The sequence below is a fragment of the Streptomyces sp. NPDC003034 genome (assembly GCF_053591375.1).
The window spans coordinates 465031-482580 of the sequence record NZ_JBSFTS010000001.1 but is presented as its reverse complement, the minus strand read 5'-3'; the positions used below and the strand labels follow the sequence as shown (position 1 = coordinate 482580).

Annotated in this window: 19 protein-coding genes and 1 pseudogene; 8 read left to right on the top strand and 12 right to left on the bottom strand. The window is 72.5% G+C overall.

The window, feature by feature from the left end; genetic code table 11:
* Positions 1-28: 28 nt before the first annotated feature.
* The 3 genes from ACWDX7_RS02355 to ACWDX7_RS02345 form a co-directional block, all read right to left on the bottom strand.
* Positions 29-904 carry a PHP domain-containing protein gene (locus ACWDX7_RS02355; RefSeq protein ID WP_451490364.1) on the bottom strand — a complete coding sequence of 292 codons (876 nt, stop codon included), beginning with the start codon at positions 902-904 and terminating at the stop codon, positions 29-31.
* A gap of 148 nt (positions 905-1052) precedes the next feature.
* Positions 1053-1694, bottom strand: coding sequence for a DUF6758 family protein (locus ACWDX7_RS02350; protein WP_451490363.1), 642 nt, complete (start codon positions 1692-1694; stop codon positions 1053-1055).
* A gap of 60 nt (positions 1695-1754) precedes the next feature.
* A complete protein-coding gene (locus tag ACWDX7_RS02345; RefSeq protein ID WP_451490362.1) occupies positions 1755-2339 on the bottom strand; it encodes a suppressor of fused domain protein in 585 nt (194 codons plus the stop codon).
* A gap of 407 nt (positions 2340-2746) precedes the next feature.
* On the opposite strand from ACWDX7_RS02345, the gene ACWDX7_RS02340 reads away from it, so the two are divergent.
* Complete coding sequence (locus ACWDX7_RS02340) at positions 2747-3862, top strand: magnesium and cobalt transport protein CorA (RefSeq protein WP_451490361.1); 1116 nt, start codon at positions 2747-2749, stop codon at positions 3860-3862.
* A gap of 97 nt (positions 3863-3959) precedes the next feature.
* Positions 3960-4475, top strand: coding sequence for a hypothetical protein (locus ACWDX7_RS02335; protein WP_451490360.1), 516 nt, complete (start codon positions 3960-3962; stop codon positions 4473-4475).
* Positions 4476-4508: 33 nt separating this feature from the next.
* Here the strand turns inward: ACWDX7_RS02335 and ACWDX7_RS02330 are convergent, their stop codons facing one another.
* Positions 4509-5309: a hypothetical protein gene (locus tag ACWDX7_RS02330; RefSeq protein ID WP_451490359.1), complete on the bottom strand. Its 801-nt coding sequence runs from the start codon at positions 5307-5309 to the stop codon at positions 4509-4511.
* A gap of 185 nt (positions 5310-5494) precedes the next feature.
* On the opposite strand from ACWDX7_RS02330, the gene ACWDX7_RS02325 reads away from it, so the two are divergent.
* From ACWDX7_RS02325 to ACWDX7_RS02315, 3 genes are all read left to right on the top strand, one after another.
* Complete coding sequence (locus tag ACWDX7_RS02325) at positions 5495-6778, top strand: magnesium transporter MgtE N-terminal domain-containing protein (RefSeq protein ID WP_451490358.1); 1284 nt, start codon at positions 5495-5497, stop codon at positions 6776-6778.
* A 106-nt stretch (positions 6779-6884) separates the two neighbouring features.
* Positions 6885-7436 (top strand): DUF1003 domain-containing protein, encoded by a 552-nt coding sequence (locus tag ACWDX7_RS02320; protein WP_451490401.1) that lies wholly within the window; start codon positions 6885-6887, stop codon positions 7434-7436.
* A gap of 42 nt (positions 7437-7478) precedes the next feature.
* On the top strand, positions 7479-8654 hold the full coding sequence (locus ACWDX7_RS02315) for an Mrp/NBP35 family ATP-binding protein (RefSeq protein ID WP_451490357.1): 1176 nt from the start codon (positions 7479-7481) through the stop codon (positions 8652-8654).
* 90 nt (positions 8655-8744) lie between these two features.
* On the opposite strand, the pseudogene ACWDX7_RS02310 reads toward ACWDX7_RS02315, so the two are convergent.
* From ACWDX7_RS02310 to sigE, 5 genes and pseudogenes are all read right to left on the bottom strand, one after another.
* Positions 8745-9380, bottom strand: a pseudogene (locus tag ACWDX7_RS02310) (hypothetical protein); the annotation flags it as partial.
* Positions 9381-9816: 436 nt separating this feature from the next.
* Positions 9817-10254: a sec-independent translocase gene (locus ACWDX7_RS02305; protein ID WP_451490356.1), complete on the bottom strand. Its 438-nt coding sequence runs from the start codon at positions 10252-10254 to the stop codon at positions 9817-9819.
* 117 nt (positions 10255-10371) lie between these two features.
* Complete coding sequence (locus ACWDX7_RS02300) at positions 10372-11676, bottom strand: S1C family serine protease (protein ID WP_451490355.1); 1305 nt, start codon at positions 11674-11676, stop codon at positions 10372-10374.
* Positions 11677-11730: 54 nt separating this feature from the next.
* Positions 11731-12417, bottom strand: coding sequence for a zf-HC2 domain-containing protein (locus tag ACWDX7_RS02295; RefSeq protein WP_451490354.1), 687 nt, complete (start codon positions 12415-12417; stop codon positions 11731-11733).
* On the bottom strand, positions 12414-13193 hold the full coding sequence (sigE, locus tag ACWDX7_RS02290; RefSeq protein WP_451490353.1) for an RNA polymerase sigma factor SigE: 780 nt from the start codon (positions 13191-13193) through the stop codon (positions 12414-12416). Before sigE ends, ACWDX7_RS02295 begins: the two co-directional genes overlap by 4 nt.
* A gap of 210 nt (positions 13194-13403) precedes the next feature.
* Here sigE and ACWDX7_RS02285 point away from each other — a divergent pair, with 210 nt between their 5' ends.
* A complete protein-coding gene (locus ACWDX7_RS02285) occupies positions 13404-14066 on the top strand; it encodes an O-methyltransferase (protein WP_451490352.1) in 663 nt (220 codons plus the stop codon).
* A 141-nt stretch (positions 14067-14207) separates the two neighbouring features.
* Here the strand turns inward: ACWDX7_RS02285 and ACWDX7_RS02280 are convergent, their stop codons facing one another.
* Positions 14208-14375 carry a DUF3117 domain-containing protein gene (locus ACWDX7_RS02280; RefSeq protein ID WP_003966491.1) on the bottom strand — a complete coding sequence of 56 codons (168 nt, stop codon included), beginning with the start codon at positions 14373-14375 and terminating at the stop codon, positions 14208-14210.
* 333 nt (positions 14376-14708) lie between these two features.
* Between ACWDX7_RS02280 and chcB the strand changes: the two genes are divergently transcribed.
* Complete coding sequence (gene chcB / locus ACWDX7_RS02275) at positions 14709-15512, top strand: 2-cyclohexenylcarbonyl CoA isomerase (protein WP_451490351.1); 804 nt, start codon at positions 14709-14711, stop codon at positions 15510-15512.
* 17 nt (positions 15513-15529) lie between these two features.
* Here chcB and ACWDX7_RS02270 read toward each other — a convergent pair whose 3' ends face one another.
* Together ACWDX7_RS02270 and ACWDX7_RS02265 are read right to left on the bottom strand one after the other, a co-directional pair.
* Positions 15530-16117 (bottom strand): DNA-3-methyladenine glycosylase I, encoded by a 588-nt coding sequence (locus ACWDX7_RS02270; RefSeq protein WP_451490350.1) that lies wholly within the window; start codon positions 16115-16117, stop codon positions 15530-15532.
* Complete coding sequence (locus ACWDX7_RS02265) at positions 16114-16605, bottom strand: DivIVA domain-containing protein (RefSeq protein ID WP_451490349.1); 492 nt, start codon at positions 16603-16605, stop codon at positions 16114-16116. Before ACWDX7_RS02265 ends, ACWDX7_RS02270 begins: the two co-directional genes overlap by 4 nt.
* Positions 16606-16681: 76 nt before the next feature.
* Here ACWDX7_RS02265 and folP point away from each other — a divergent pair, with 76 nt between their 5' ends.
* Positions 16682-17542, top strand: coding sequence for a dihydropteroate synthase (folP, locus tag ACWDX7_RS02260; protein ID WP_451490348.1), 861 nt, complete (start codon positions 16682-16684; stop codon positions 17540-17542).
* The last annotated feature ends 8 nt before the right edge of the window (positions 17543-17550 follow it).

Sequence of the window (17550 nt, the reverse complement as noted above, 5' to 3'; positions counted from 1 at the left end):
CGCCGGGCCCCGAGGCCCAGGGGGAGTCCTACGACCCGGCCTGGCCCCGGCGTCCCCCCGCGCCGGGCACGGGGAAGGCCCCGGTCGCGCGGCGCGTGATCTCGCCGTAGATCTCGGGGTCGGTCGTGAAGTCTCCGAGGCCGCAGGTCTTGCGGCTGCCGTGGTAGTCGCTGGACCCGGTGACCAGGAGCCCCAGGTCGGCCGCCAGTGCGCGCAGCCGGGCGCGGGTGGCGGCGTCGTGGTCCATGTGGTCCACCTCGATGCCGTCCAGGCCCGCGGCCGCCATGGCGGCTATCGCGGCCTCGGGCACGCACTGGGTGCGCTTGACCGCGGCGGGGTGCGCGAAGACGGTGACGCCGCCGGCCGCCTTGACCAGGCGGATGGCGTCGAAGGGGTCGAACTCGTGCTTCTCGGCGTAGGCGCGGCCGCCGTCGGCGAGCCAGTCGGGAGTGAAGGCGTCCGAGACGGTCGGTACGACGCCCAGCTCCACGAGCGCGGCGGCGATGTGCGGCCGTCCCACGGAACCGGCGCCGGCGATCCGGGCCACCTGCTCCCAGGTGATGTCAACGCCCAGCGCCTGGAGCTTGCCGACCATGGCCCGGGCACGCGGAACGCGGTCGTCGCGGACGAGCTCCCGCTCCCGGAAGAACTCCGGCTCCTCGGGATCGAAGAGGTAGGCGAGCATGTGCACTCCGACCCCGTCGAGGCGGCAGGACAGCTCGGCCCCGGTGACCAGCGTGAGCCCGGCAGGCAAGGCCGCGAGGGCCTCGCCTTGACCGCGGACGGTGTCGTGATCGGTCAGCGCGATCACGTCCAGCCCGGCGCCGGCGGCGTTGCGCATCAGCTCGGCCGGGGTGTCCGTCCCGTCGGATGCCGTGGAGTGGGTGTGCAGGTCGATGCGCACAGCCGAGCTCCAGGGATCGTACGAACGGGGGGCACTCCAGGATAACCCGGGCCGACGGGCCCCCGACCGCAGGCGCCCGCCCCGCCCCGGAGCAGGCCCGCGGGTACTTCCAGCGGTACCTGGGGCGGGACTTCTGCGACGAGAGGACCTACGGCGACAGGATGCGGGGGCTGAGGGCGCCGCAGGGCAGGAGTTCGACCTCGGCGCCCGCGTCGCGGAGGTCGGTGAGGACCAGTTCGTCGTACATCAGGAGGCCGGACTGCTCGGGCCAGACGATCGCCCACAGCCACAGGCCCCGCGCCTCACCGGCGAAGACGGCGCGGTCGTCGGGGGCGCGGCCCACGTGCCACAGCGGGGTGGGGCGGCCGGCGGCGACGACCTTGGCGTGCGGCGGCGCGGAGACGTCGATGTACGGGCCGGGGTCGGGGCCGTCGATGCCCGCGTACCGCGAGCCCAGCCCGACGCCCAGCTCCTCCGCGACCAGCACCAGCTCGCCCATGCCCCCCAGCGGTCCGGGGCCCGAACAGGTCACGGCCGTGGCCCTGCCCCCACTGCGGTCGTCACCGGCGGAGGCGACCCCGGTGAACAGCCACCCGACTGGTAAGGGCCACGGCATCCACACCGGCACCCGCGCCCGGTGCACCACCACGCCCAGGCCCTCGACGCTCGGCGGAATGACGGGCTGCAGGGGATAGACGGCGCCGTGCACCCCGCACTGCCACGAGTCGGAGAAGAGACCGGGCGCCCTGACCCGGCCACCGCACTTCGGGCAACTTGGTTCGCCCCTCATAAGATGCCACGCTCCTCCCCGCCCGGCGCCCCGTCAAGGCGCGATCACCCGTCCGGGCGTTCAGTCCAGTGCGACTGCGCTACGCAGAGGGTCCCGCAAATCGGTGCCGCGGGCCAGCCAGCGTTCCTGGAGGGCCGCCGCGCCGTGCACCCGCTTCCACGCGGCCTCGTTCGCCGTCATCGGCAGCAGGGGCAGGAAGCGCACCGGATCCATGGGCTCGTCCAGCTCCAGGTCCTCCACCAGACCCCCCGGCTCCGCCACGAGCACGGAGCTGAACGGGGCTCCCTCCCAGAGCGGTTCGCCCACGTCGAGCGAGGCTCCGGGGGCCACGACGAGCCCCTCGACCTGGGGGGAGGCGGCCAGCACCGCCAGCGGCCGCAGCAGTTTGTCGGTGGGCGCGAGGCCTCCTCGTACGGTCAGCACCAGTTCGGCGCGCGGCCCGCGTACGGGGTCGGCGACCACGGCGGTCGGATCGGTCATCGGGTGGGCGGACATGCCGAGCGTCGCGTACCGAACGAGGTCGCCCTCGGCGAACCGGAGTACCTCGATGCGGTCGGTGCCCAGGAAGGTGACGGCGGCGCGCGCGTCGGGTTCACCGAACGCGGTGCGCAGCCGGGCTTCGACGAGGGCCGTGATTTCTGCCATGCGGCGAGCATAGAACTCGCATGAGGCGGGTAAAGGACGGCCCTTGACCATCCGTCGGCTGATAGTGTTGACAGCTGTTCGGGGCCGCAGGCTGAAGCGCTGTTTCGGTGCCCCGGCAACAGGACGTCCCTCACGGGGGACCGGCCGGAGGAGGTGGGGCTGCGGTGGATCGAAGTCGATCGTGCAGTACCAATCGCTCTTCCACTTCTGTGACGGGCGCCTCCCGCCCCCTTTGATCTGCTTGATCCGCTGATCGGCCGATCAGTAGAAGGCCGATCAGTAGAAGAGCGACGGCAGAACGTTGTCCTCCCGTCCTGTTCCCTCCGCTCTGCCCGGGCCCCGGTGCCCGCGGGCCGGAGGGCCTCCCACCCGTGCGGTCCACAGCCGTGCGTGCGAAGGAGCCCGCCATGTCGATGCTGCCCTACCTGCGTGCGGCCGTCCGTCCCGCGCTGCGCAAGTCCACGTCGGCCCAGTCCGGCTACGACACGACCCGCGACCCCTCCGTGAGCAGTGCGGTCGTGGACTGCGCCGTCTACCGCGACGGCCGGCGCGCACCGGGCTCCGCCCGGCTGACTCCGCGTGAGGCGATCCGCCGGGTCCGCGAGGACGGCGGTTTCGCCTGGATCGGGCTGCACGAGCCGACCGAGGCCGAGTTCGCCGGCATCGCCGCGACCTTCGGCCTGCACCCGCTGGCCGTGGAGGACGCGGTGCACGCGCACCAGCGGCCGAAGCTGGAGCGCTACGACGACACGCTGTTCACCGTCTTCAAGACGATCCACTACGTCGAGCACGCCCAACTCACCGCCACCAGCGAGGTGGTGGAGACCGGCGAGGTGATGTGCTTCACCGGCCCCGACTTCGTCATCACCGTCCGGCACGGCGGACAGGGCTCCCTGAAGGGGCTGCGCCACCGCCTCCAGGACGACCCGGATCTGCTCGCCAAGGGCCCCTCGTCCGTCCTGCACTCCATCGCCGACCACGTCGTGGACGGGTACATCGCCGTCGCGGCGGCCGTCCAGGACGACATCGACGAGGTGGAGAGCGACGTCTTCGCCGCCCCCGCCAAGGGCGGTACGCGCGGCGGCGACGCCGGCCGCATCTACCAGCTCAAGCGGGAGGTCCTGGAGTTCAAGCGGGCCGTCTCGCCGCTGCTGCGCCCGATGGAGCTGCTGAGCGAGCGGCCGATGCGGCTGGTGGACCCGGACATCCAGAAGTACTTCCGCGACGTCGCCGACCACCTGGCACGCGTGCACGAGCAGGTCGTCGGCTTCGACGAGCTGCTGAACTCCATCCTCCAGGCCAATCTCGCGCAGGCGACGGTCGCCCAGAACGAGGACATGCGCAAGATCACCTCCTGGGCGGCGATCATCGCCGTGCCGACGATGATCTGCGGGGTGTACGGGATGAACTTCGAGCACATGCCCGAGCTCCAGTGGAAGTACGGCTATCCGATGGTGATGGCCTCGATCGCCGGCATCTGCTTCACCATCCATCGGACGCTGCGACGCCACGGCTGGCTCTGAGCCGGGTCCGGGCCCGCTCCGGGCCCGCTCCGGGCTTGCTCCGGGCTTGCTCCTGGCCCGCTCCGGGCCGGCCGGGGCACCCCCTACTCTGGTGCGCATGACTCTCAGCGCGCTCGATCTGGCCCTCGTCGAGGAGGCCACCAAGAAGTCCGGCCTCATCTGGGTCCGCGGCTCCGGGGCGGACCGCGCCCTGTGGCACGCCTGGGTGGACGGCGCGGCCCATGTACTGGGCGACGGGCCCGGCGAGCAGCCCTTCCCGGGGCTCGCGGACGGTGCGACCGCCGAGGTGACCGTGCGCAGCAAGGACAAGGGCGGCCGGCTGGTGGCCTGGACCGCGCGGGTACGGGAGCTCCCGCCCCGCGGCGAGGAGTGGGCGGCCGCGGTCGCGGAGCTCAAGGGCAAGCGGCTGAACGCGCCCGACTCGGAGCAGATGACCGAGCGGTGGGCGCGGGAGTGCCGGCTGCTGCGGCTGGAGCCCGAGGCGGTACGCGAGGAGCTGCCGGGCGGCTCGCTGGCCGCGGCCCCGCTGCCGTCCCCGGCGACGACCCGCAGGCCGGTCCCGGCGGGCCTGCCGAAGCTGCTGCTGAAGCGGAAGAAGGCGGCCCGCTCCTGACGCCCGGCGCGCTCCGGCCGACCGCGGCGTTCCCTAGCGTCCCGTCGGGTTCGCGCCCTGCCCGGAGCCCTTGGTGTCCGTCCCCTTGGACGGGCCGCCGCCCTGCTCCTTGGTCGTGGGCAGCTGGGACCCGTAGTCGACCGTCTGGTCCTGCGCGGGCGGCGCCAGCGGGAAGTTCTGGCCCCACTCGGCGAGTTCCACCCGGCCGGCGCCGCCCGCGCGCTCCATCAGCAGCGGGTACGGGGTCCCCTCCAGGGACACCGAGAGCTTGCCGCCCTTGCCGCCATCGGCCGTGACCTGGACCGCGCGGGTGGGCCCGACCTTGGTGTAGTCGCCCTTGGCGAGCTTGCCCTGGAGGCCGAGCAGGCCGTCCAGCAGCACGTCCATGTCGGTGAACCCGCGGAACTGCTTGTAGGAGGGGTCGGCCTCGGGCACCTTCACGTACTTGTCGCCGAGCTTGCCCGCCGAATCGGACTTCCCCCAGAAGGCCGCGCTCGCCTTCAGGTACAGCTGCTCGCCCACCCGCAGCAGCTGGAAGGTGGTGTCGTCCTGCGATTTCACCTCGCCGGAGCCGCCGTCCGACTTCAGCCGCATGTCGAGCGTGAAGGTCTTGCCACCGCTGACGAGCGTGCCCGACAGGTGCACCGAGTCGGCTTCCGTGGCGGCGGCGCGCGCCTTGGCCTCGATCTTGTCGGCGGTGAGCTTGCCGACCCCGTTCGTGCCCTCGTCCGGGTCCTCGCCCCCGCAGCCCGTGCCGGTGACCGCGAGGCCCGCGCACAACACACCGATGAAGGCGGCCCGGCGCAGCCGCGCGGCGGGGAAGTAGGCGGTCACGTGCGGGTGCCTCTCGTCGGTCGTCAGCGGCCAGCAGGCAGCGTACCCGCCCCCGCGCCACCCCCCACGACCGCGCCCCGTGCCGGCCCCCGCCCTCGTGCGGCAGCCCCACCAGGACGCTTTCCCGTGACACGGGCTAGCCTGGGGCGGCAGGAATGTCGGCTGACGTCAGAGGAGGCGCTGGGATGGTCGCAGGCGCCCCGCGGATCTTCGTCTCCCACCTGTCGGGTGTACCCGTTTTCGACCCCAACGGCGACCAGGTCGGCCGGGTCCGGGACCTCGTCGCGATGCTGCGGGTCGGCGGCCGCCCGCCGCGTCTGCTGGGCCTGGTGGTCGAGGTGGTCAGCCGGCGCCGGATCTTCCTGCCCATGACCCGCGTCACGGGTGTGGAGTCGGGACAGGTCATCACCACTGGCGTCATCAACATGCGCCGCTTCGAACAGCGCCCGACCGAGCGGCTGGTCCTCGGCGAACTGCTGGACCGGCGGGTGCGCCTGGTCGCGGACGGTTCGGAGGTCACCGTCCTCGACGTGGCCATCCAGCAGCTGCCGGCCCGCCGGGACTGGGAGATCGACAAGATCTTCGTACGGAAGGGCAAGTCGGGGGCGCTGCGCCGCCGCGGCGAGACCCTGACCGTCGAGTGGTCGGCGGTGACGGGCTTCTCGCTGGAGGAGAACGCGCAGGGCGCCGAGAGCCTGGTCGCCACCTTCGAGCAGATGCGGCCGGCCGACGTGGCGAACGTCCTGCACCACCTGACGCCGAAGCGGCGCGCCGAGGTCGCCAACGCGCTCGACGACGACCGGCTCGCGGACGTCATGGAGGAACTGCCCGAGGACGAGCAGGTGGAGATCCTCGGCAAGCTGAAGGAGGAGCGCGCCGCCGACGTCCTGGAGGCGATGGACCCCGACGACGCGGCCGACCTGCTGTCCGAGCTGCCGGAGGTCGACCAGGAGCGGCTGCTGACACTGATGCGGCCGGACGACGCGGCCGACGTGCGGCGCCTGCTGTCCTACGAGGAACGGACGGCGGGCGGTCTGATGACCACCGAGCCGATCGTGCTGCGGCCGGACGCGACGGTCGCGGACGCGCTGGCCCGCGTACGGCAGGCGGACCTCTCGCCGGCCCTGGCGGCGCAGGTGTACGTGTGCCGGCCGCCGGACGAGACCCCGACGGGCAAGTACCTGGGCACGGTGCACTTCCAGCGGCTGCTGCGCGATCCGCCGTTCACCCTGGTCAGCTCGATCGTGGACACCGACCTGCCGCCGCTGCGGCCGGACGCCTCGCTGCCGGTGGTGACCAGCTACCTGGCGGCGTACAACATGGTCGCGGTGCCGGTGGTCGACGAGAGCGGGTCGCTGCTGGGCGCGGTCACCGTGGACGACGTACTGGACCACCTGCTGCCGGACGACTGGCGGGAGACGGATTTCCCCTCCGAGCTCCCTTCCGAGGAGGCCGTGCGTGGCCACTGAACGCGGACGCGGTGAACGGGGCCGCGGCGAGCAGGCGCGCGAGCGGCGCCGGGAACAAGTCTGGGAGCGGCGCGAGCAGGCGCGGCTCCAGGCCCGCGACCACGGGCTGTCCGCGGACGCGGCGGCGGAGCGGACGGCGGGTGTGAGCGCGCTGACGCGTTCGCGCGCCCGGCTGGACCAGCCGCGGGCGCCGCGCCGGTCACTGCTGCCGCAGTGGGATCCGGAAGCCTTCGGCAAGCTGTCCGAGAAGGTCGCGCGCTTCCTCGGCACGGGCCGGTTCATCGTCTGGATGACCCTCGTCATCATCGTGTGGGTGCTGTGGAACATCTTCGCGCCGAAGGAGCTGCGCTTCGACGAGTTCCCCTTCATCTTCCTGACGCTCATGCTGTCGCTCCAGGCCTCCTACGCCGCCCCGCTGATCCTGCTCGCGCAGAACCGGCAGGACGACCGCGACCGGGTCAACCTGGAGCAGGACCGCAAGCAGAACGAGCGCTCCATCGCCGACACCGAGTACCTGACCCGCGAGATCGCGGCCCTGCGGATGGGTCTGGGCGAGGTCGCCACGCGTGACTGGATCAGGTCAGAGTTCCAGGATCTGATCAAGGAGATGGACGAGCGCAGGTTCTTCCCGTCGGAACGTGACGAAGGCGACCGCTGAGGAACTTTCCTGCCGCACGCTACCGAGCCGTACCATCGGGGCATGGCTACCGACACAAGCTCCGCCGACGCCGACGCCGCCGCCGTGCCCGAGCAGGACGCGATCCTGGACGCGCTGGCGACGGTGAACGACCCCGAGATCCACCGGCCGATCACCGAGCTCGGCATGGTCAAATCGGTGGAGATCGGTGCGGGCGGCGCGGTCGCCGTCACGGTCTACCTCACCGTGTCCGGCTGTCCCATGCGCGAGACCATCACCAAGAACGTCACCGAGGCCGTGGAGCGGGTCGCGGGCGTCACCTCGGTCGCCGTCACGCTGGACGTGATGAGCGACGAGCAGCGCAAGGAGCTGGCGAGCACGCTGCGCGGCGGCACCGCCGAGCGCGAGGTGCCCTTCGCCAAGCCGGGCTCGCTGACCCGTGTGTACGCGGTCGCCTCCGGCAAGGGCGGCGTCGGCAAGTCCTCCGTCACGGTCAACCTGGCCGCGGCGATGGCGGCCGACGGCCTGAAGGTCGGTGTGGTCGACGCGGACATCTACGGCCACAGCGTGCCCCGCATGCTGGGCGTCGACGGCCGTCCGACCCAGGTCGAGAACATGATCATGCCGCCGTCGGCGCACGGCGTGAAGGTCATCTCCATCGGCATGTTCACCCCGGGCAACGCCCCGGTGGTCTGGCGCGGACCGATGCTCCACCGCGCCCTTCAGCAGTTCCTCGCCGATGTGTACTGGGGCGACCTGGACGTGCTGCTGCTAGACCTGCCGCCGGGTACGGGCGACATCGCGATCTCGGTGGCCCAGCTGGTGCCCAACGCGGAGATCCTGGTCGTGACCACCCCGCAGCAGGCCGCGGCCGAGGTCGCGGAGCGGGCCGGTTCGATCGCGGTCCAGACGCACCAGAAGATCGTCGGCGTCGTCGAGAACATGTCGGGGCTGCCGTGCCCGCACTGCGACGAGATGGTGGACGTCTTCGGCTCGGGCGGCGGTCAGAAGGTCGCCGACGGGCTGACCAAGACGGTCGGCGCGACGGTGCCGGTGCTGGGCTCGATCCCCATCGACGTGCGGCTGCGCGAGGGCGGCGACGAGGGCAAGCCGGTCGTGCTGACCGACCCGGAGTCCCCGGCCGGCGCGGCCCTGCGGTCGATCGCGGGCAAGCTGGGCGGCCGCGCCCGCGGCCTGGCGGGCATGTCGCTGGGCATCACCCCGCGCAATAAGTTCTGACCCGGGACACCACGTGAAGGGGCGCCGCTCGCTGAGCGGCGCCCCTTCAGCAGGTGGCGTGGCCGTGCCCCGGCCCGTACGCCCGCGGGTCTACTCGTACGCCGCCAGGTCGGCGATGACCGAGAAACCGAGGCCGTAGGCGCTCATCCCCCGTCCGTACGCGCCCAGGTGGACGCCGCCGGGTGTGGATCCGGCGAGGACCCAGCCGAATTCCGACTCGCGGTAGTGGAAGGGCGTCGGCTCCCCGTCGACCGGCAGCGACAGGGTGGACCAGTCGTCGCCGTCGAGGTCGTCCGCCAGCTCCCACGCGGCCTCGGTCTGCTGGTCGAGCCAGTCGTCGCGCAGGGTGTGGTCCATCTGCCCCGGCCAGGTGAAGGCCAGGAGTCCGGAGCCGGCCAGCCAGGCCGCCGAGGCGACCGAGGTGGCCTCCAGCACGCCGGTGCCGTCACTGCTGCGGCGCAGCGGGTTGCTGGCCACGGTGACGACCACCGCGAAGCGCTCCTTTTCGCCGGTGGCGACCTCACCGCGCAGGGAGGGCTCGTCACCGTGGCCGGTGGAGCCGTGCTCCACCGTGCCGTCGGCGGCGGTGCCGACCTGCATGAGCCAGCGGGGGCCGGTGAAGGCCGCGTCCAGCCCGTACCAGGGGAAATCGGCCCGCAGGTAGCCCTCGGCCGTCCGGCGGGCCGCCGGGACGGGAGCGGTGGTTTCCCGGGGCGGTGCGACGGCGGCCGGCGGATCCTGCGCGCTCGCCCTGTCGCTGTCCGCGTCCGTACCGGTGTCAGCGTCGGCATCGGTATCGGTATCGGTATCGGCAGGGGTATCGCTACGGGTCTCCGTACGGGTACCGCCATGGGTGTCGGTCGGCGGATCCTGCGCGGCCGTCGCCGCCGTATGCGGGTCCTGCACCTCCGCGGTCTCGGGCGGCGGATCCTGCGCGAGTGAGTTCTGCGCGTCCTGCGTGAGTGCGGTGGCGGGGGCGGACGCTTCGGCGGACCGCGTCCCTACCCGGCTAGTGGTCTCCATGTGAGCGGCCTCTCGTTCCGTGGGGTCCGGAACGGCCCCTCCCCCACGCTTCGCTGGGGGGACCCCCTCCCTCGGGCGTCCTGGGTCCGGACAGATGGAGGATAGCCATCCGACCCCGGATCCCCGGGCAGGCTACGACTCAGGTGGCGTCGGCGTCGAAGCGCGGACCCTGCTCCTGGGCGGCGGCGGCCGGCTTCTTCATCAGGTCGGGACCGGCGGCGGCGGGCGCGCCCGCGGAGGCCGCGGCGGCCTCCGGCTCCTTGCCGTTCACGGCGTCGGTGACGTCGTTCAGCTCCTTGCGGAGATCGAAGCTGGTGCGGATCTCCTTGAGGTCCTCGTTCTCGGTCAGCTGCTTGCGGATGAAGGTCTTCGGGTTGAGGTCCTCGAACTCGAAATCCTTGAACTCCGAGCCGAGCTCCGAGCGGATGTCCTGCTTGGCGCTGTCCGAGAACGCGCGGATCTTCCGGATGACACCCGAAACGTCCTGAATGACCTTGGGCAGCTTGTCGGGGCCGAAGACGAGAATGGCGAGCACCACGATCGTGACCAGTTCGAGTGCGCCTATGTCGTTGAACACCTTGCCGCTCCTCGGCTCTCTTCACTTCGGGCCCGCACCCACGGTACCCGGCGTTCCCCGGGGGCCCATACCCGCGTACCGCCCCCGACGCGGTTTCACCCGGACGTCATGCCGTGCTCAGGAGCCGTTCGCCGAACCGAGGACCACTTCCACCGTGCGCTCGCGGCCTTCGCGGAGCACGGTGAGGGTCAGCCGGTCCCCCGGGCGGTGGGCGCGGATCTTGATGATCAGCTCGTCACCGCCCCGTACCCGCCGTCCGTCCACCTTGGTGATCACATCGCCGGGCTTGATCCCCGCCCGGGCCCCGGGACCGCCGGCGGCCACGGAGGGCTTGCCGCCCTCCCCCTTGTCCTCCACCCGGGCTCCGTCCCCCGTGTACTGCATGTCGAGGGTGACGCCGATGACCGGATGGGTGGCGCGGCCGGTGCGGATGAGCTCCTCGGCGACCCGTTTGCCCTGGTTGATGGGGATGGCGAAGCCGAGGCCGATGCTGCCTCCCTGCCGGTCGGGATCGCCCTTGTCGGCTCCCCGGATGGCGCTGTTGATGCCGACCACACGGGCCTTGGAGTCGAGGAGGGGGCCGCCGGAGTTGCCGGGGTTGATGGGGGCGTCGGTCTGGAGCGCGTCGACATAGCTCACGTCGCTGCCGTCGCCCTTGTCGCCGCCGGCGGTGACGGGCCGGCCGGTGGCGCTGATGATGCCCGCGGTGACCGTGTTGGACAGGTCGAAGGGCGCGCCGATGGCCACCACCGGGTCGCCGACCTTCACGTTCTCGGAGTTGCCCAGGCTCAGCGGCTGGAGCCCCCGCACTCCGCCGACCTTGACGACGGCCAGGTCGTATCCGGTGTCGCCGCCCACCAGCTCGGCGGTGACGCTCTCACCGGTGCTGAAGGTGACCGCCATCTCCCGGGCGCCGGCGACGACGTGGTGGTTGGTGAGGATGTGCCCCTGCTGGTCGAGGACGAAGCCGGTACCCGTACCGCCGGCCCCCGCGGCTCCCCGTACGTGCAGGGTCACCACCCCGGGCAGCGCCGTGGCCGCGATCCCGGCCACGCTGTCGGGCGCCCGGCCCTGCTCCGCGACGGCCGCCTGGGGCAGCTCCAGCCGGGTGCTGCTCTGCCGCTCGGCGAGTACGCCCACATAGCCGCCGGTGCCGCCCGCTAGCAGCGCCGTACCCGCACTGACGGCCACCACCTGCCACAGCCGGATCCCGCGTCCCTCGCGGCCGCGGTCCACGACCTGGAGCGGCTGCTCGCCCCACGGGTCGTACCGCACCGCGCCGGGCGGCAGCCCTTCGCCCGCTCCGGCTTCTGACCCGCCCTCGGGGCGCGGGGCGGGAACCCCTTCGCGGCGGGTCTCCGCCGGACCCTCGGGCCGGCTCCACCACGACGGAGCCGGATCGGTCTGCTGGCTGTCGGCCATGGGCGCTCCCCGCGTACCTATGCGCATGTGCCGCAGATTCAACCAGGTCCCCGCTCAGCGCAGGAGGGAGACCGCGCGGCCCGGGACCGCCGGGGAGGGGTGCGCGGGAGGCAGCGGAGGAGTCGACAGCAGCGAGGGGACGGCGGCGGGCGTCGGCATGCGGTCGCGGACGACCGCGTCGGCCACGGGTACGGCGGAGCCCGGCCGGGAGGCGGGCGCGGGGGATTCGCCCCGGCCGTTCGGCTCCAGGCCCCCCAGCGGCAGCGTGCCGCCGAGCGCGAGGGCGGCGAGCGAGACGGCTCCGGCGGCGACGAAGGCGAAGCGGCGGCGCGGTCGGCCCATTTCGTGGATCCGGAAACCCTGCTGCCCCGGCCGGGCGGCCGGCGCCAGGGCGTATCCGAACGGGGCGAAGGGGTCGGCTCCGGGAGGCGCGGCGGAATCCAGAGCTCCGGGACGGCCGGAAGGACCGGACGGATCGGCGGGGCCGGACGGGCCTTCTGAACCGCTGCCCGGCAGCCCCTGCAACCGCGCCAGCAGCCCGGCGGACAGCGGCGGCGGCGCGCTCTCCACGAACAGGCTCTTCAGGCGGCGCTGCGCGTCGGCCTCGGCCTTGCACTTGGCACACGTGGCCAAGTGGGCCAGGACCCGCTCGCGGGCATCGTGCTTCAGTTCCCCGTCCACCAGAGCGGCGAGCCGGTCGCCCAGGTGCTGTTCGGCGGGGGACGGATTGACTCCGCTCACTCGGTTCCGCCCTCTCCCCCGGCGCCGGGAGCGCCCACGGCCACCCCTGCCAGCGCGCGCTGCTCCGCACGGGCCGCGGGAGACCGGTGCTTGAGCGCCTTGCGCAGGTGCGAACGGCCCCGGTGGATGCGGCTGCGGACGGTACCGAGCTTCACGCCGAGGGTGGCGGCGATCTCCTCGTAGGAGAGGCCCTCGATGTCGCACAGCACCACGGCCGCGCGGAACTCGGGGGCGAGGGTGTCCAGCGCCTGCTGGACATCCGCGTCGAAATGGGTGTCGTGCAGCACCTGCTGCGGGGACGGCTCACGGCTCGGCAGGCGCTCGGCGGCATCGTCGGCGAGCGCGTCGAAGCGGATCCGCTGCTTGCGGCGGACCATGTCCAGGAAGAGGTTGGTGGTGATCCGGTGCAGCCAGCCCTCGAACGTGCCGGGCGTGTACGTGGACAGCGAGCGGAAGACGCGGACGAAGACCTCTTGGGTCAGGTCCTCGGCGTCGTGCTGGTTCCCCGTCAGGCGGTAGGCGAGACGGTAGACGCGCGCGCTGTGCGTGCTGACGATCTCCTCCCACGAGGGAGGGGTCCACGCCTGGGACCCCGCATCGGCGGCAAAGGTCGCGGTGGTTGCGGTGTCTGCGGTGTGGAAGCGGTCAGCAGTGTTTGTCACGGATTTCGGCTCACCCGCCGACCGGAAGAGGCGTCTGAACACGCCCCGACGATCCACAGGCGCAGCCGCACCTCCCCTGTCGGCTCTGGTGGTGTCCAGTGGAGTCACTACCATAGCCACCCCCTCCGTCAGCTCCGGATAAACATTTTTGCAGTAACTTTGCACGGGTCTTCAGTCCCGGACGGGCCCGGACCGGCACCGCACGGCCCCGGACCAGCACCGGACCGGCGCTCCGCCCGGCAGCGCCCCTTCCCGTCCTGCCTTCACCCCTCCCAACGCCCGGTCCCATCTGCGGGTTCCCGACGCCAACGGATACAGTCACCGTTGCGCCAACTATGGGGACAGGAGAGGGTCATTACCGGCAACCGGCAGACGAGCTGGGCGTTCGCCGACGCGTTTGTCGCCGAGGACGACGCTCTGCGATGGGCCCGCGACCGGTCCAGGGAAGCGGGCCTGCGCTCCGTCTCCCCCGGGACCGGGGCCGCGCTGCGCCTGCTGGCCGCCACCGCGGACGCCAAGGCGGTCGCCGAGATCGGCACCGGAACGGGAGTCTCCGGGATCCACCTCCTGCACGGAATGCGGCCCGACGGGGTCCTGACCACCGTGGATCCCGAACAGGACCGCCAGGCCTTCGCCCGGCAGGCCTTCCGCGCCGCGGGCTTCGCCGGCAACCGCGCCCGCTTCATCCCCGGCCACGCCCTCGACGTCCTGCCCCGGCTCGCGGACGGCGGATACGACCTCGTCTTCTGCGACGGGGACCCCGCCGAGTCGCTCGACTACCTCGCTGAATCGTTGCGCCTGCTGCGCCCCGGCGGACTCGTGTGCTTCGAGGGGGTCTTCTCCGACGGCCGTACGGTCGACTCCGCCGCCCAGCCGGTGGAGGTGCTCCGCGTCCGCGAGCTGCTGCGCAGCGTGCGGGAGAGCCCCGCCCTGGAGGCCGCGCTGCTCCCGGTCGGCGACGGCCTGCTGTGCGCGGTCCGGCGCTGAGGCCCGTACCGCGTGCGCCCCGTACCCCCTGACCCGTACCCCTTGAGCGGGCGCGTCAGGGCCGGGCGCCTCGGATACAACGCTGCCCCGGCCGCTGATCGCGGTCGGGGCAGCGCAGAGAATGCAGAGAGGGTGCCGACGTCAGCCGACGACCTTCTTCAGGGCGTCACCCAGGGCGTCCGCTTCGTCCGGGGTCAGTTCGACGACAAGCCGACCGCCGCCCTCAAGCGGTACGCGCATGACGATGCCCCGCCCCTCCTTGGTGACCTCGAGCGGGCCGTCGCCCGTCCGCGGCTTCATGGCCGCCATGCTCGTTCCCCTTCCTGAAACCAGCTCATCGTCAGCCGACGGCCCCATTCAGGCGCCTAATACCCGGCATCGAACACATTGCTTCTTGGCCATTATCCCGCATGTCAGGACCCGATGACCAACATCGCCCGGGAACGCTTGCGCAACGCGCTTGACCAAAACCACTCATTTCGGGGACCCGCCTGCGATACTTCGCCGCTGCTCCCCGCGAACGGCATCCGCTTTCTTTGACGCACATCACATGTGCGGCCGCCGCCCGGTCCGCCATGCTGGCCCTTGCACCGGCCGGTACCGGCCGGTAGCCAAGCCCGCGACGAAGGGGGACCCCCGGCCATGGCCGACAGCGTGCTCTACGAAGTGACCGACGGACTCGCGACCATCACGATCAACCGTCCCGACGCGATGAATGCCATGAACACCGAGGCCAAGGTCGCCCTACGCGACGCGGTCCGGGCGGCGGCCGTGGACGACGCGGTACGGGCCGTCCTGCTGACCGCGGCCGGCGACCGGGCCTTCTGCGTCGGCCAGGACCTCAAGGAGCACATCGGAAGCCTGGCGGCGGACCGCGAGAACGGTTCCTCGCTGACGATGAGCACGGTCGCCGAGCACTACAACCCGATCGTGCGCGCCCTCACCGAGATGCCCAAGCCCGTGGTCGCCGGGGTGAACGGCGTCGCGGCCGGGGCCGGCTTCGGCTTCGCCCTCGCGGCGGACTTCCGGGTCGTCGCCGACACCGCCTCCTTCAACACCTCGTTCGCGGGGGTCGCGCTGACCGCCGACTCCGGGGTCTCCTGGACCCTTCCGCGCCTCATCGGCGCCTCGCGCGCGTCCGACCTGCTGCTCTTCCCCCGCTCGGTCAAGGCCCAGGAGGCGTACGAGCTGGGCATCGCCAACCGCCTGGTCCCCTCCGGCTCCCTGCGCGCGGAGGCCGAGTCGGTGGCCCGCGCGCTGGCCTCGGGGCCGACGGTCGCCTACGCCGCCCTGAAGGAGTCCCTGGCGTACGGGGCCTCCCACTCCCTCGCCGAAGCGCTGGCCCACGAGGAGACCCTCCAGACCCGCGCCGGGGCCTCCGAGGACCACGGCATCGCCGTCCAGGCCTTCCTGGCCAAGCAGCCGCCGCGGTACCTGGGCCGCTGAGCGTCCCGCGGCCCGGCTCAGACGGCGGGAGCCGGGTCGCGGGAGACGCAGTCGGCCAGGTGGTCGTTGACCAGTCCGCAGGCCTGCATCAGGGCGTAGGCGGTCGTGGGGCCGATGAAACGGATGCCCGCCTTCTTCAGCGCCTTGGCGAGGGCGGTGGACTCCGGTGTGACGGCCGGGACCTCCGCGAGGGTCCGCGGGGCCGGTCCGGGCTCCGCCGGGGCGTGGGACCAGACCAGCGCGTCCAGCTCCCCCGGATGCCACCCGGCCAGCACCTCGGCGTTGGCCAGGGCCGCTTCGATCTTGGCCCGGTTGCGGATGATCCCCTCGTCGGCGAGGAGGCGTGCCACGTCCGCCGGTCCGAACCGGGCGACCGCCGCGATCTCGAACGAGGCGAAGGCCTTGCGGAAGCCCTCCCGCCGCCGCAGGATCGTCAGCCAGGACAGCCCCGACTGGAAGGCCTCCAGGCAGAGCCGCTCGTACAGCGCGTCGTCGCCGTGGACGGGGCGGCCCCACTCCGTGTCGTGGTAGACGACGTAGTCCGGCGTGGACAGCGCCCAGGGGCAGCGCGGAGCCCCGTCCGGGCCCGCGAGCGCGGCGCTCATCGCTCGCCGTGCTTGGTGACGTCCACCTGGCCGCCCCGGACGGCCGCGTCGGCGGCCTCGGCTTCGACCTCGTCCGGCCCGTCCGCCTCGGCGGGCGCAGCCGGCGCCGCCGGCCCGCCGGTGGCCGCCACCTGCTCCGCGGGCGCCCGGTCCGCCACCGCGGTCCCCGCGGCCCCGGGCGCCGGACGCGCGGCCGACGCCGCCGCGGCCGTCAGCTGCGCGATCCGCGCGTCGCGATCCGCCAGCTCCGCCGCCAGCCGATCCAGTACGTCGTCCACCTCGGCCATCCGGTACCCGCGCGGCGCGACCGGCAGCCGCAGCGCGTCGATGTCCGCCCGTACGACGGGCCGGGTCTGCGGCAGCCCGTCCGCCACCCGCTCCGGCTCCGCCTCCGGAAGGACGGCCTGCGAACCACCGCCGATTACCGCAAGGGTGACCGCGGCCACGACCACGACCAGCGCGATCATCAGGAACCAGAACACGATCAACTCCCCTGAGAGACTCCGGCCACCAGGTTAAGGTCGCAGGCGAGGCGCGAGGGCCGCCGAAGGAGGAAAGAGCAGGATGCTGCGACTGGGCAGGCGCGAGTTCGACCCCCACGAGCCGGTGATCATGGCCATCGTGAACCGGACTCCGGACTCCTTCTACGATCGGGGTGCCACCTTCCGCGACGAGCCCGCGCTGGACCGGGTCGAGCAGGCGGTGGCCGAGGGCGCCGCGATCATCGACATCGGCGGGGTCAAGGCGGGACCGGGCGAGCCCGTGGACGCGGCCGAGGAGGCCCGGCGCACGGTCGGATTCGTGGCCGACGTGCGGCGCCGCCACCCGGACGTGGTGATCAGTGTGGACACCTGGCGGCACGAGGTCGGCGAGGCCGTCTGCGAGGCCGGGGCCGACCTGCTGAACGACGCCTGGGGCGGGGTGGACCCGAAGCTGGCCGAGGTCGCCGCCCGGTACGGCGCCGGTCTGGTCTGCACCCACGCGGGCGGGGCCGAGCCGCGCACCCGGCCGCACCGGACCACGTACGACGACGTGGTGGCGGACATCCTGCGCGTGACGGTCGGACTGGCCGAGCGGGCCGTCGCGCTCGGTGTGCGCCGGGACGCGATCATGATCGACCCGGGTCACGACTTCGGGAAGAACACCCGGCACTCCCTGGAGGCCACCCGCCGGCTGGACGAGCTGGAGCGGACGGGCTGGCCGGTCCTCGTCTCGCTGTCCAACAAGGACTTCGTCGGCGAGACCCTCGACAAGCCGGTCAAGGAACGCCTGCTCGGGACGCTGGCCACGACGGCCGTCTCGGCCTGGCTGGGCGCGCAGGTCTACCGCGTGCACGAGGTCGCAGAGACGAAGCAGATCGTGGACATGGTCCGCTCGATCCAGGGCCACCGGCCGCCGGCGGTCGCCCGCCGCGGTCTGGTCTGAGCCCACCC

Excerpts from the sequence above, each read along its gene's own strand:
- ACWDX7_RS02315 (WP_451490357.1), top strand. The coding sequence starts at position 7,479 with ATGGCTACCGACACAAGCTCCGCCGACGCCGACGCCGCCGCCGTGCCC.
- ACWDX7_RS02280 (WP_003966491.1), bottom strand. The coding sequence starts at position 14,375 with ATGGCGGCCATGAAGCCGCGGACGGGCGACGGCCCGCTCGAGGTCACC.
- ACWDX7_RS02345 (WP_451490362.1), bottom strand. The coding sequence starts at position 2,339 with ATGGCAGAAATCACGGCCCTCGTCGAAGCCCGGCTGCGCACCGCGTTC.
- ACWDX7_RS02335 (WP_451490360.1), top strand. The coding sequence starts at position 3,960 with ATGACTCTCAGCGCGCTCGATCTGGCCCTCGTCGAGGAGGCCACCAAG.
- folP (WP_451490348.1), top strand. The coding sequence starts at position 16,682 with ATGCTGCGACTGGGCAGGCGCGAGTTCGACCCCCACGAGCCGGTGATC.
- ACWDX7_RS02350 (WP_451490363.1), bottom strand. The coding sequence starts at position 1,694 with ATGAGGGGCGAACCAAGTTGCCCGAAGTGCGGTGGCCGGGTCAGGGCG.
- ACWDX7_RS02300 (WP_451490355.1), bottom strand. The coding sequence starts at position 11,676 with ATGGCCGACAGCCAGCAGACCGATCCGGCTCCGTCGTGGTGGAGCCGG.
- sigE (WP_451490353.1), bottom strand. The coding sequence starts at position 13,193 with ATGGTAGTGACTCCACTGGACACCACCAGAGCCGACAGGGGAGGTGCG.
- ACWDX7_RS02340 (WP_451490361.1), top strand. The coding sequence starts at position 2,747 with ATGTCGATGCTGCCCTACCTGCGTGCGGCCGTCCGTCCCGCGCTGCGC.
- ACWDX7_RS02270 (WP_451490350.1), bottom strand. The coding sequence starts at position 16,117 with ATGAGCGCCGCGCTCGCGGGCCCGGACGGGGCTCCGCGCTGCCCCTGG.
- chcB (WP_451490351.1), top strand. The coding sequence starts at position 14,709 with ATGGCCGACAGCGTGCTCTACGAAGTGACCGACGGACTCGCGACCATC.
- ACWDX7_RS02325 (WP_451490358.1), top strand. The coding sequence starts at position 5,495 with ATGGTCGCAGGCGCCCCGCGGATCTTCGTCTCCCACCTGTCGGGTGTA.